This is a genomic window from Gemmiger formicilis, from assembly GCF_016901605.1.
Classification (GTDB): Bacteria; Bacillota; Clostridia; order Oscillospirales; family Ruminococcaceae; genus Gemmiger; species Gemmiger formicilis_B.
This window is the reverse complement of record NZ_JACJKP010000081.1, coordinates 1-12,261: the sequence shown is the minus strand read 5'-3', so window position 1 is coordinate 12,261 and position 12,261 is coordinate 1. Positions and strand designations below refer to the sequence as shown.

General features: G+C 57.5%; 13 protein-coding genes. 9 read left to right on the top strand and 4 right to left on the bottom strand.

Annotated elements, in window-relative coordinates:
- From metG to H6B10_RS07945, 5 genes are all read left to right on the top strand, one after another.
- Positions 1 to 1,872, top strand: a 1,872-nt coding sequence (metG, locus tag H6B10_RS07965) for a methionine--tRNA ligase (RefSeq protein WP_204651102.1), incomplete at its 5' end; no start/stop codon positions are given.
- 25 nt (positions 1,873 to 1,897) lie between these two features.
- Positions 1,898 to 2,842, top strand: a complete 945-nt coding sequence (locus H6B10_RS07960) for a DMT family transporter (protein ID WP_243427310.1) — start codon at positions 1,898 to 1,900, stop codon at positions 2,840 to 2,842.
- A gap of 3 nt (positions 2,843 to 2,845) precedes the next feature.
- A complete protein-coding gene (locus tag H6B10_RS07955) occupies positions 2,846 to 3,640 on the top strand; it encodes a TatD family hydrolase (RefSeq protein ID WP_204651100.1) in 795 nt (264 codons plus the stop codon).
- A 55-nt stretch (positions 3,641 to 3,695) separates the two neighbouring features.
- Positions 3,696 to 3,929, top strand: a complete 234-nt coding sequence (locus tag H6B10_RS07950) for a methylenetetrahydrofolate dehydrogenase (RefSeq protein WP_204651099.1) — start codon at positions 3,696 to 3,698, stop codon at positions 3,927 to 3,929.
- Positions 3,930 to 4,096: 167 nt separating this feature from the next.
- Positions 4,097 to 4,570 (top strand): GNAT family N-acetyltransferase, encoded by a 474-nt coding sequence (locus tag H6B10_RS07945; RefSeq protein ID WP_204651098.1) that lies wholly within the window; start codon positions 4,097 to 4,099, stop codon positions 4,568 to 4,570.
- Positions 4,571 to 5,936: 1,366 nt separating this feature from the next.
- Here H6B10_RS07945 and argS read toward each other — a convergent pair.
- The 4 genes from argS to H6B10_RS07925 are packed head-to-tail and all read right to left on the bottom strand — an operon-like array spanning position 5,937 to position 10,105.
- Complete coding sequence (gene argS / locus H6B10_RS07940) at positions 5,937 to 7,694, bottom strand: arginine--tRNA ligase (RefSeq protein WP_204651097.1); 1,758 nt, start codon at positions 7,692 to 7,694, stop codon at positions 5,937 to 5,939.
- A gap of 24 nt (positions 7,695 to 7,718) precedes the next feature.
- Complete coding sequence (locus tag H6B10_RS07935; protein ID WP_204651096.1) at positions 7,719 to 8,162, bottom strand: DUF1934 domain-containing protein; 444 nt, start codon at positions 8,160 to 8,162, stop codon at positions 7,719 to 7,721.
- Positions 8,163 to 8,177: 15 nt separating this feature from the next.
- Complete coding sequence (gene murI / locus H6B10_RS07930) at positions 8,178 to 8,993, bottom strand: glutamate racemase (protein ID WP_204651095.1); 816 nt, start codon at positions 8,991 to 8,993, stop codon at positions 8,178 to 8,180.
- The gene (locus tag H6B10_RS07925; RefSeq protein WP_204651094.1) at positions 8,993 to 10,105 is read right to left on the bottom strand and encodes a D-alanine--D-alanine ligase family protein; all 1,113 of its coding nucleotides are present in this window, start codon (positions 10,103 to 10,105) and stop codon (positions 8,993 to 8,995) included. The genes murI and H6B10_RS07925 overlap by 1 nt, the downstream gene beginning before the upstream one ends.
- Before the next feature lie 326 nt (positions 10,106 to 10,431).
- Here H6B10_RS07925 and infC point away from each other — a divergent pair, with 326 nt between their 5' ends.
- The 4 genes from infC to H6B10_RS07905 form a co-directional block, all read left to right on the top strand.
- Positions 10,432 to 10,962: a translation initiation factor IF-3 gene (infC, locus tag H6B10_RS07920; RefSeq protein WP_204651103.1), complete on the top strand. Its 531-nt coding sequence runs from the start codon at positions 10,432 to 10,434 to the stop codon at positions 10,960 to 10,962.
- Between the two features lie 27 nt (positions 10,963 to 10,989).
- A complete protein-coding gene (gene rpmI / locus H6B10_RS07915; RefSeq protein WP_007047802.1) occupies positions 10,990 to 11,196 on the top strand; it encodes a 50S ribosomal protein L35 in 207 nt (68 codons plus the stop codon).
- A 57-nt stretch (positions 11,197 to 11,253) separates the two neighbouring features.
- Positions 11,254 to 11,607 (top strand): 50S ribosomal protein L20, encoded by a 354-nt coding sequence (rplT, locus tag H6B10_RS07910; protein ID WP_007047801.1) that lies wholly within the window; start codon positions 11,254 to 11,256, stop codon positions 11,605 to 11,607.
- 127 nt (positions 11,608 to 11,734) lie between these two features.
- Positions 11,735 to 12,261, top strand: a 527-nt coding sequence (locus tag H6B10_RS07905; RefSeq protein ID WP_204651093.1) for a TrmH family RNA methyltransferase, incomplete at its 3' end; no start/stop codon positions are given.

The following is a 12,261-nucleotide window of genomic DNA, read 5'->3' as shown; positions in this document are numbered from 1 at the left end:
ACCGGCACCGACGAACACGGCCAGAAGATCGAACTGAAGGCCAAGGAAGCCGGCGTTACCCCCCAGCAGTTTGTGGATAACATCGTGGAAGGCCCCAAGGGCGTCAAGGATCTGTGGAAACTGATGAACATCAGCTACGACCGCTTCATCCGCACTACCGATGATTACCATGTGGGTGCCATCCAGAAGATCTTCAAAAAGATGTACAACAAGGGCGACATCTACAAGGGCGCTTACAAGGGCAAATACTGCACCCCCTGCGAGAGCTTCTGGACCGAGAGCCAGCTGGTCAACGGCTGCTGCCCCGACTGCGGCCGTCCCGTGGTGGATGCCGAGGAAGAGGCCTACTTCTTCCGTCTGTCCAAGTATGCGGACCGTGTGCGTGACCTGCTGGTCAACACCGACTTCCTGCTGCCCCGTTCCCGCGTGAACGAGATGGTGCATAACTTTATTGACCCGGGCCTGGATGACCTGTGTGTTTCCCGTACCAGCTTCAAGTGGGGCGTACCGGTAGACTTTGACCCCAACCATGTGGTTTACGTCTGGATCGACGCACTCTTCAATTACACCACGGCGCTGGGCTTCATGAATGATCGCTACCCTGACAGTGATTACCAGACTTTCTGGCCTGCCGATGTGCATTTTATCGGCAAGGAGATCGTCCGTTTCCACTCTATTATCTGGCCTGCCATGCTCATGAGCATGGATATGCCTCTGCCCAAGCATGTGTACGGCCACGGCTGGCTGCTGCTGGACGGCGGCAAAATGTCCAAGTCCAAGGGCAACGTGGTGGACCCCTACCTGTTGGCTGAGCGTTACAGCGCCGATGCCCTGCGGTACTTCCTGCTGCGTGACTTCCCCTTCGGTTCGGACGGCAACTTCTCCAATGAGCTGCTGATCAATCGCATCAATATGGACCTGGCCAACGACCTGGGCAACCTGCTCTCCCGTACCACGGCCATGGCGGACAAGTACTTCGGCGGCACCCTGCCGGAGAACCAGGCTGCCGGCCCCGAGGACGACGCCCTGCTGGAAAAGGCCAAAGGTCTGCGTGCCCGCTATGAGACCGACATGGAAGCCTACGCGTTCCAGAATGCACTGGCCGATGTGTTTGAAGTCATCGACGCGGCCAACAAGTACATTGACGCCACCGCGCCCTGGGTTCTGGCAAAGAGTGAGGAGAGCAAGCCTCGTCTGGCCCGCGTCCTCTACAATCTGGCCGAGACCCTGCGCATCTGCACCGTTCTGCTGCAGCCGTTTATGCCCGACACCTGCCAGAAGATCTTTGAACAGCTGAACGTGGCCGAGGACGGCAAGACCTGGGACAGCGCTGCTGCCTTTGGCACCCTGCCTGTGACTGCCACTCTGCACAAAGGCCAGAACATCTTCCCGCGCATTGATACCGCCAAGGAACTGGCTGAGCTGGAAGCGCTGGAAGCAGCCCGGAAAGCCGCTGCCCAGGCTGCCGAAGCTCCGGCAGAACCGGAAAAGACCGAAACGGCTGCCGCCAGCGCCGAATTGATCGGCGACCACGAGGAGGAAATCGACTTCGATACCTTCTGCAAGGTGGAAATGCGTGTGGCTGAGATTCGTGCCTGCGAGCGGATGAAAGAGAGCAAGAAGCTGCTGCACCTGACCGTCTTTGACGGCGAGCGGGAGCGCTGCATCCTCTCCGGCATTGCCAAGTGGTTTGCGCCGGAAGATCTCATCGGCAAAAAGGTGGGCATTGTGGCCAACCTGGCGCCGCGTCCCATGATGAAGGGCAAGTATGTAAGCGAGGGCATGATCGTGGCGGCTGATACCGATGTGGACGGCGGCTGTGCCATTGCCTTCTATCCCGATAACGTTCCCGCAGGTGCCCGTATCCACTAAGCCGAGGGAGAAAAGGGAAGAACTCTTGAAAACAGAAACTTCCAGGCTGGATGCCTTTTTTGCGGTGCCGGCGGTTGCCGTGGCCATGGCCATCGTCTGTAATATGCTGTGGGGCGCAGCTTTTCCCTTCATTAAAATGGGATACCGGCTGTTTGCCATTGATGCCGCCGACACCCCCTCTATTCTATGTTTTGCAGGCGTTCGCTTCATGCTGGGCGCGGTGCTGGTATGGATATGCGGCGCCGCGCTGGAACGTAAACCGCTGCCGATGCCGCGGGGGCGCGTTCTGGCTGAGTGCTGCGCCCTGGGCCTGTGGCAGACCACCGCACAGTATTTCTTCTACTATTCGGCAGTGGCGCTGCTTACGGGCGCGCTGGGCGGTATCCTGAACAGCACCCAGAGTTTTCTCGGTGTGATTCTGGCGCACTTCCTGTACGGCAAAGCAGACCGCATGACCCCGCGCAAAGCGGTGGGATGCGCGCTGGGCTTTGGGGGTGTGCTGGTGGTTACCCTGGGCAACCATGGCAGCGGCAGTCTGGTTGGAATGGCCTGTATGCTTACAGCATCCTGTATCTTTACGGTGGCAGGCCCCTGGAATAAGTCGGTCACCCGCAAGGCGGACAGTTTTTCGGTCTGCTGCCTGAATCTGGGCGTGGGCGGTCTGGCTCTGGCGCTGGCCGGCTATGCCATGGGTGGCAGTCTGCATCCCCAAAGTGCAGCAGGGATTCCGGTGCTCCTCTTCCTGGCGTTTATTTCCGGGGCGGGGTATGTGCTGTGGGCTTTGCTGATGAAAAATAACCCGGTGTCGCGTATCAGCGTCTTCGGGCTGATCATCCCGGTGATGAATGTGTTGCTGTCTGCACTGCTCAACGGGGAACCCCTGTTTGAGTGGAATTATCTGGCTGCGCTGGTACTGGTCTGCGGGGGAATTTTCCTGGTCAATCACGCCCCGCGGCGCAAAACGGAGTAAACCATGCAGAATATTTTTGATACCCATGCCCATTACAGCTCCCACCAGTTTGATGCGGACCGCACCCAACTGATGGCTGCACTGCCGGAAGGCGGCGTGGTGGGGGTGCTGGAATGTGCCACACACTCGGGGGATGCTTCCCGCGTGTTGGAGCTGGCCCATACGGTTCCTTTTGTTCATGCGGCGGTGGGCATCCATCCCGAAAGTTTGATTGAGGAGGATGCCGCGACCGTTGCGGTCTACCATGGCGACTGGCGCGCTGAACTGAACGCACTGCGCCCGCTGTTTGAGGATAAAGCGGTGGTGGCAGTAGGGGAGATCGGTCTGGATCACCATTGGCCGGTGCCCCGCCAGGAACAGTACGACCTGTTCGAAGCCCAGCTGCAGCTGGCCGCAGAACTGGATCTGCCGGTGTCGGTCCACGACCGGGAAGCCCATGCCGAAATGTATGAGCTGCTGCGCCGCTACAAACCCCGCGGTGTGCTGCATTGTTACAGCGGCAGCGCGGAAGATGCGGCCTGGCTTACCGGGCAGGGAATGTACCTGGGGTTCGGCGGTGCCGTGACCTACAAGGACGCCAAACGGGCAGCCAAAGTGCTGGCAGCCATTGACCCGCAATGGGCCGTTCTGGAAACCGACTGCCCCTACATGGCGCCGGAACCGGTGCGCGGCCGCCGCAACGACAGCCGTAACATTGCCCATGTGGCGGTTTACATCGGTACGATCTGGCAGATGGATGCCCAGTCGGTTCTGGACCGCACGGCAGACAATGCCCGCCGGTGTTTCAATATTGTATAATGAGCGAATAATATACGAAATGTATATTATCATAAAAATGCAGGAGTGAACAATCATGAAAGCACGTATTCCCAAACATCGCGAATTTATCATCGATTTCCCCAAAGAGATGGATCAGGCCAAGGCGGATGAAGGCTGGATCAAGCTCAACGAGATCGTAGAAGAGTACAAGAAGTCCCACAACGGTCAGAGCGTCTACGCCCCGACCTTCATTGAGGACTGTGAGCCTGCGGTCAAAAAGCTGCAGGAAGAGTATGGCTTTACCTATACGATCCAGGAGATCAAGTAAGAAAAAGTCAAACCCGGGCGCGTTGTATGTGACGCCGCACAGGAAAAAAGACAGCGATTGCGGCGTTGCAAGGCGTCTTTCCTTTGCAAGGAAAAACAGCCTTGGCTGCTGCGCGCTGTCTTTTCTTTATTCTTTGGAACGTACCTTCAGAGAGGGGGCTTTTTGCCATGCCGAAAACTGTCATCCGTCCCGCCACACTTGCAGATCTTCCGTCCATTTTACGGTTGTACCGTGTGTTGGACGAGGAACTGGTGGACCTGCAGCCGGAATTTTTCTGTGCTGCCCCGCGGGAGGAAGAACCTATCCGGCGATTTATTGAGGCGATGGATGCGGATTTTCTGTTGGCAGAGCAGGAGGGGGAGGTTGTTGGCCTTGCCCTGGTACTGTATGCGGGTTGGACGGCGGAGTTCAGCTGTGTGTTGCCCCACCGGTATGCCAGCCTGAACGATCTGGTAGTTCTGCGGGAAAAACGCTGCCAGGGCATCGGCAGTTCGCTGCTGGGGGCGGCCAAGCGCTGGGCGCGGGACCGCCGGTTGGAATACCTGGAGCTGGATGTCCTTTCTCAGAACAGCAACGCTATTGAACTGTATGAAGCGCACGATTTTGTGGAATCTACGCGCACCATGCGCTGCATGCTGTAACCCCATATCGTGCAGATCAAAACGGAACAGGCGCCTGCCCGTGCAATACGGGTGGGCGCCTGTGTTTTGTTCCGTTGCTTGCCGGAAACCGGGGCAGGGGAAGGCGGAAGAAAAACAAAAAGCCGGGGACGTACATCTCTGTACATCCCCGGCGGTCTTACTTCTTCGGAGTCATAGCCTCATAACCCTTGTTCGTTATTTTTCGGACTGTTTACTCATCGTCATGAGTACCTCATCCTATCTTTTCGCGAATTTTCTTGCCCTTTCAGGATCTTGCTAACCGTAGTACATTGGACTTACCCTCTGGTTCGTTATTTGCTGAAGAGCATTTGTGGAACGGAGTAAGAAACTTGCGGTTACTTAGATCGTTCCTGGGGTAGGGGTTTGATGCTGAGGAAAAATCCTCTTAACTCTAGTACATTGGAGTGTCTCCTTGTTGATCAGGTGAAGTTCAGGAATATCCTGTTCGGCGGGGTGGTGGCTTTCATCATCTACCAGCCTTCTTTCATCCTAATCTATATTCTATGCTAAGGGGTCTTAGTTTGACGGGACCCTGGGTCTGCTAACACATTTTGTTATGAACCAACCATCGTTTGGTATAAATCTTTTACAGGTTACGACCTGCGGCTTTTGATGTGGTTCTTTCGCGTCAGCAGGCCCAGGCCCGCCGGTGATGAATGGGATCTTTAAAGTTTGCCATTGGATCTGAGCCTCCTTCCTTGCGAATTCCGCCGGCGGCCTTTACATCATCTTTCCGGTTCCCCTTACTGCCCTCGTGCTGCTGGATCGGAGTCCTTAAAGTGTTTCTGTTTTGTTCTTTGAATTTAAAGTACCGATAAGATTTTGTTTTCGGATCATATTCTTTGGTAAAACCTTTGTTTGATAAAACCTTCCGTTTTCTTACTTACTCTTAGAAGAACCATCGTTCTTTGTAAGAGGATCTTTCAGAAGAGGAGATTTTTCAAACCAGCTTTGGTAAAGAAGTTTGATCTTTCCAACTTAGATCTTTCGGAACCTTGCTTTCTAAGAACTTTAGAAAATCTGCTTTAAGATGTCGATCTGTTCACGATCGGTCTTTGTGTGGGTTCCTTTGGAAAGTGGCTTCTCTTGGAGTTCCTAGCTCCTTATCTCCGGCTGTTTTCTTTCTGTGACTATACTATATCACAGCCTTAGAAAAACGTCTATTCGCAGAATCCACAACCTTAAAAAGATTTATTTGTACATGTTACGGATTGAAAAGTCTATTCCGTAGTGGTACAATAGATATGTTGGGGTCGTATAAGACAAGCCGCTGTTCCCGTAGGAACAGCGGCTTTTTGCATGCAAAAACCGTGGGAGCAACGGCCCCCACGGCCCAAAAGACAGGTTACATGGATTCCGGTGCGTTGATCTTGAACATCGTCAGGATGTTGTGGATCACGCTGCGCACGCCCAGGCACAGGGCAATACGGCTCTGCTGTACCGTGCCCTCGGCATCCAGAATGCGGCAGGCGTTGTAGAAGCGGTGGAAAGCAGTGGCCACGTCAATGCAGTAGCGGGTAATGCGGGCCGGGTCGTACTTGTCCGCGGCGGCTACGATCTCGGCGGGGAAGGCAGCCAGCAGGCGGAGCAGTGCCTGCTCGGAGGGGTCCTGCAGGGCGGCGGCGTCCACACCTTCGGCACCCTGGAACACAACGCCCTGCTCTTCCATCTTTTTCAGCAGGGAGCAGATGCGGGCGTGTGCATACTGGACGTAGTAGACCGGGTTTTCGCTGTCATTGCGCACGGCCAGGTCCAGGTCAAAGTCCAGGGTGGAGGTGCTTTCCCGCTGGTTAAAGAAGAAACGGGCGGAATCAATGGGCACCTCATCCAGCAGGTCGGTCAGGGTGATGGCCTTGCCGGTGCGCTTGCTCATGCGGACCGGTTTGCCGTCCCGCATCAGGTTGACCATCTGCATCAGCACAACATCCAGCTGTTCGCCGTTCAGGCCGATGGCGTCCATGGCGCCCTTCATGCGGGCTACGTGGCCGTGGTGGTCGGCACCCCATACGTCGATGGACTTGTCAAAGCCGCGTACCGCCAGCTTGTTGTAGTGGTAAGCGATGTCGGCGGCAAAATAGGTGGGAATGCCGTTGGCACGTACCAGAACTTCGTCCTTGGCTTCCTCTTCGCTGCCGTCCTCGGTCTTGCGCTTGTTGGCCACACCGTACTTGGCGGCATACTGGGCGCTGCGGTACATGATGGCACCGTCCTCGGCCTTGTAGCAGGCACCGGTCTCCAGCAGCTTGTCCACCACAGCCTGGACCGCACCGCTCTTGTGCAGGTCGCTCTCGTGGAACCAAACATCATACTGGATGCGATACTTGCCCAGGTCGCGCTGCAGACCGGCAATGTTCTTGGGCAGGGCGTCGGCTACGATGGCCTTTTTCAGCTCCTCAAAGTCGGCATTTACATAGGCATCGCCGTGGACCTCGGCAAACTCCTTGGCACGCTGGATGATGTCAGCACCCTGGTAGCATTCGGCGGGCAGCGGGCAGGCTTCCTCGCCTTTGTAGAGCTGCATGTAACGGATGGCCAGGCTCTTGCCGAATTTTTCGATCTGGTTGCCTGCGTCGTTGATGTAGAACTCACGGGTCACGTCATAACCGGCCCAGTCCAGGCAGGCGGACAGGCAGTCGCCCAGGGCGCCGCCGCGGGCATTGCCCATGTGCATGGGGCCGGTGGGGTTGGCCGAAACAAACTCCACGTTGTAGCGCTTGCCGGCACCGGCGTTGGTGCGGCCGTATTCGGGGTTCTGGCAGGCGGCGCGCAGTACGCTGGTGAACCAGGCCTGGCCCAGGAACAGGTTGATGAATCCGGGCCCGGCGATTTCCACGCGGGAGAACAGGGTGTCGGTCAGGTTAAGTTTGGCGGTGATGGCTTCGGCAATCTGGCGGGGCGCCTTGCGGAAAGCGCGGGCACCGGTCATGGCCAGGTTGGAGGCTACGTCGCCGTTTTTCACGTCGGCGGGAATCTCCACAATAAAGTCCGGCAGGTCGGCTTCGGGCAGGGTGCCGTCCGCCATGGCTGCCTTGGCGGCGTTGGTCAGCAGGGTCCGCGCCTCGGTCAGGGCCGCCAGGCGGGGGTTGTAGTTCTGATAGTCCATGATTGTAAAACCTCCGGGTTGGATTTATTCGGATTGTTCGGGCAGGGGATCGACGGTGATGGCCACCAGGTTACGGCTGATGAAATTCTCGGCGCCGGAATCCAGCGTATAGCTGAAGTTCAGCTTGCCGCCCTGGTCGCTCAGTTCGTGTTCAATGACGTCGGCTGCAACACCCAGGCTGATGGCACCGTAGCCGGTCTCATAATGGCAGAGATGGCGGGTGCCTTTTTCAATGATCAGCTGGCTGGGTACCTTGCCGAAACGCAGCATGGATACCTTGCGGGCATCGTCCGCCACCTTCACGGTGGTGGTGCAGCCCTCGTAGCCGGTGGCTTCGGTCTCCTTATATATAATATAATAAGCGCCGTCCTTGTGCACAAGAGAGCCGCGGGTCATCAGTTCGACGGTGTCGCTTTTGCCGTCCTGCTCCATGGTGCCCTTGATGGTGATGAGATACTTTTCTTCCATAGATTTTTTGATTCCTCAGTAGGATTCGATGGCGATACGCTCAACGGGACCGCCGGCGTACTCGCCCAGAAACAGCATTTCCTGCTCGGCAAAATTGTCGGGCGTATCGCTGACATAATAACGGGCGGTGCCGCCTTCGGTACGGCCGCTCAGCAGGTCCAGGTCGGCCAGGGCCTCGGCGGCAGCCTGGGCGGTGACCTTGCCGGAATCGATCAGCGTGACCGACTCGCCCACATAATCGCCGATCATCTTTTTCAGCAGGGGATAGTGGGTGCAGCCCAGGATCAGTGTGTCGATGCCGCTGGCCCGCACCGATTCCAGATAATCCGCAATGACCAGTTTGGTCACGGGGTTGCCGTCCTGCACATAGCCGCTTTCCACCAGGGGGACAAACAGCGGGCAGGCTTTGGCGGTGATCTCCACATCGGGCATCATGTCCTGGATGACCTTGGCGTAGGAGCCGCTGCGGATGGTGGCGGCGGTGCCGATAATGCCGATTTTTCGGTTGCGGGTGGCGGCCACTGCCGCGCGGGAGGCGGCGCCCACCACACCGGTGTAAGGAACCGGCAGCCGGGCGGCTTCCTCCGGCGGGAAGGTGGAGGACACGGTACCGCAGGCGGCGATGATGAACTTGACGCCACGTTCCAGCAGAAAATGGATATCCTGCCGGGCGTACTGCACAATGGTGTCGTGGGCGCGGGACCCGTAGGGAACGCGTCCTGTGTCGCCGAAGTAGACGATGTCCTCGCCGGGCAGAACACGGCGCAGCTGGCGCACGGCGGTCAGGCCGCCCAAGCCGCTGTCAAATACACCGATGGGTCTTGTATCCATCAGTAGGCCCCCTTCCGGCGGTTCACCGCCAGACACAGCAGCCGGTCAACCAGCTGCGAGAAAGTCAGTCCTTCGTGCTCCATCAACTTCGGGTACATGCTGATGGCCGTAAAGCCGGGCAGGGTGTTCAGCTCGTTGCAAAGCACCCGGCCGGTGCCCCGCTCCACAAAGAAATCGCAGCGGGACAGTCCGGCGCAGCCCAGGGCCAGGTAGGCCTTGCGGGCCTCAGCGCGTACTTCGTCCAGTTTCTCCTCGCTCAGATGGGCGGGAATGACGGTCTGGGACACACCGTTTTTGTACTTGTCGTCGTAGGTATAGAACTCGGCACCGGCCAGGATCTCGCCCGGGCGGGTGGTGGACACACTGGTGGGATCATCGGGGTTGCCGATGGCAGCACACTCCACTTCCTGCCCGTCTACAAACTCTTCGAAGACCACCTTGTCGTCCTCTCGCAGCGCCACCTCGATGGCTTTGTCCAGAGCGGCCCGATCGGCGGCTTTCGAGATGCCCACGCTGGAACCGGCGTTGGCGGGCTTTACAAAGATAGGATAGCCCAGCAACTGTTCGGCGCGGTCCAGAACGGCGTTGCGGTCCTGTTCCACTTCGGCCCGGATGGCGCTGGTCCAGCGGCAATGGGGCACACCGGCGGCGTCCATCAGGGTGTTGGCAACGGCTTTGTCCATGCAGACGGCGCTGCCCAGCACGCCGCAGCCCACGTAAGGCAGACGGGCCAGTTCAAACAGGCCCTGAATGGTGCCGTCCTCGCCGTTTTTGCCGTGAAGAACCGGTGCGCAGATGTCAATGGACACCAGTTCCGCCTTGCCATCCCGCAGCAGCCACACGCCGTGGTCGCCGCGGTCGGGGCTCAGCACACAGGGCACACAGTCGGCACCCTGCTCCCAGCTGCCGTCGGCCATGGCTTCCGGCGTGGGGCTGCAGGCCAGCCACCGGCCGGCTTTGGTGATGCCGATGGGAAATACTTCATATCGTCCGGCGCAGGGGTCTTCCCGCAGCGCACGAAGCCAGGCCGACGCCGAAACGCAGCTGATCTCGTGCTCGCTGGATACCCCGCCGAAAAACAGCGCAACGCGCAGTTTCTTGTTTTCGCTCATGCAAAAGACTCCTCTTGGCTGTATTTTTGTACACACTACAAGTCTTCAGCTTACTATAATAGCATATTCCGCCCCGGTTGGCTATATGAATTTCACAATTTTAGCGGGATTTTCCAAAATCCCTTGACAAGGGTTTGCGGCTGTGCTAAACTATTGCCTGTAAAAAAAGCAGCAACCGGCAGTATGCCGTCGGCTCACCTTGCGGATGCAAAATCCCGGGTCATACCAGAGAAACGCACTTCAGGTGCGCGCTTTCGTATGTTCGGCGGCTGCTTTTTTGGCAGCCGCTTTTATCATTCTTATACACTTGTGGGAGGTGTGTTCCAATCGCCAGCAACAGCAATTCCAAGGAACTGGAAATCAATGAGCAGATCCGCGACAAAGAAATTCGCCTGATCGGGGCGGACGGCGCGCAGATGGGCATTATGAGCCCGCGCGACGCACTGCGCATGGCTATCGACAAAGACCTCGACCTGGTCAAGGTCGCGCCGCAGGCCAAGCCGCCGGTGTGCAAGATTTTGGATTACGGCAAATACCGGTTCGAGATGCAGAAGAAGGAAAAGGAAGCCAAGAAAAACCAGAAAGTGGTTGAAATCAAGGAAATCCGCCTGTCGCTGAACATCGACACCAACGACTTCAACACCAAGGTGAACCAGGCCGCCAAATTTTTGCAGCAGGGTCACAAGCTCAAAGTCAGCATCCGGTTCCGTGGCCGTGAAATGGCGCACACCAGCCTGGGTCTGGACGTCCATAAACGCTTTGCCGAGGCGTTGGCGGGCAAGGCCGTCATCGACAAGCAGCCCAAACTGGAGGGCCGCAGCATGATGATGTTCATGTCCCCCGCACCCAACAAGTAAAAACGAACTCTTCAGGAGGAAACAACAATGGCTAAAATGAAGCTCAAGACCCTGTCCGGCGCCAAGAAGCGCTTCAAGATGACCGCTTCCGGCAAGATCAAGCGCAATGCGTCCAAGCGCCGTCATATCCTGACCAAGAAGACCACCAAGCTCACCCGCGGCCTGCGTATGCCCAAGTACGTCGACAAGACCAACGAGGCTACCGTCCGCAAGATGATGCCCTACGGCGGCTGATTTCCGCACGGGAAACAGAAGGTCAGATAACTACCAGAGTATAAAGGAGATAGAAACATGGCTCGTATTAAAGGCGCTACCATGACGCACAAGCGTCGTGCCAAGACTCTCAAACTGGCGAAAGGCTACTACGGCTCCAAGTCCAAGCACTTCCGCATGGCCAAACAGGCCGTTATGAAATCCGGCAACTATGCTTTCGTTGGCCGCAAGCTGAAGAAGCGTCAGTTCCGTAACCTGTGGATCACCCGCATCAACAACGCTGTGCGTGCCCAGGGTATGAACTACTCCACCTTCATGAACGGCCTGAAGAAGGCTGGCATCGAGCTGAACCGCAAGATGCTGTCCGAGATGGCCATTCACGATGCCGCCAGCTTCAACGCGCTGGTTGAGACCGCCAAGAAGGCCCTGTAATAGAACTTACAAAAGGCTCACGCACACGCGTGAGTCCTTTTGCGTTTATAGGGTCATGGACAAAAGCAATACAGGCAAGGTTTCGTTCACACAATTTCAGTTGATTTTGCCGGGGGAGGACGCTACAATGGTACAGGACTGCGCGGAGATCACCAGCCGTGACAATGCCAGGATCAAATATGCCTGCGCGGTGCGCGACTCTGAAAAGCAGCGCACAGCAGACGGGCTTTTCTTTGCCGAGGGGCCCAAGCTTTGCCTGGAACTGGCCAAAAGCTGTAGGCCCCGGGCGGCGTATGCCACGGCGGCGGCGCTGCAAAAGACCCCGGAACTGGCCGCTTTGGCGCCGGTTCCGGTAGTGCCCCATGTGGCGGAAAAACTGGCCGGCACCAAGTCCAGCCAGGGGGTGTTTGTGCTGTTTGAAACACCCTGTCCCGACCCGGCGCTGCTGAATTCCGCCCGGCGCATACTGGCGCTGGAAGGGGTGCAGGACCCCGGCAATGTGGGCACACTGCTGCGCAGTGCCGCGGCATTCGGCTTTGACGCCGTGGTGCTGGGACCGGGCTGTGCGGCGCCTTTCTCGCCCAAAACGCTGCGTTCCTCCATGGGCGCGGCGGGGCGGCTGCCGGTACTGCATTCCGACGATCTGCCCGCCAC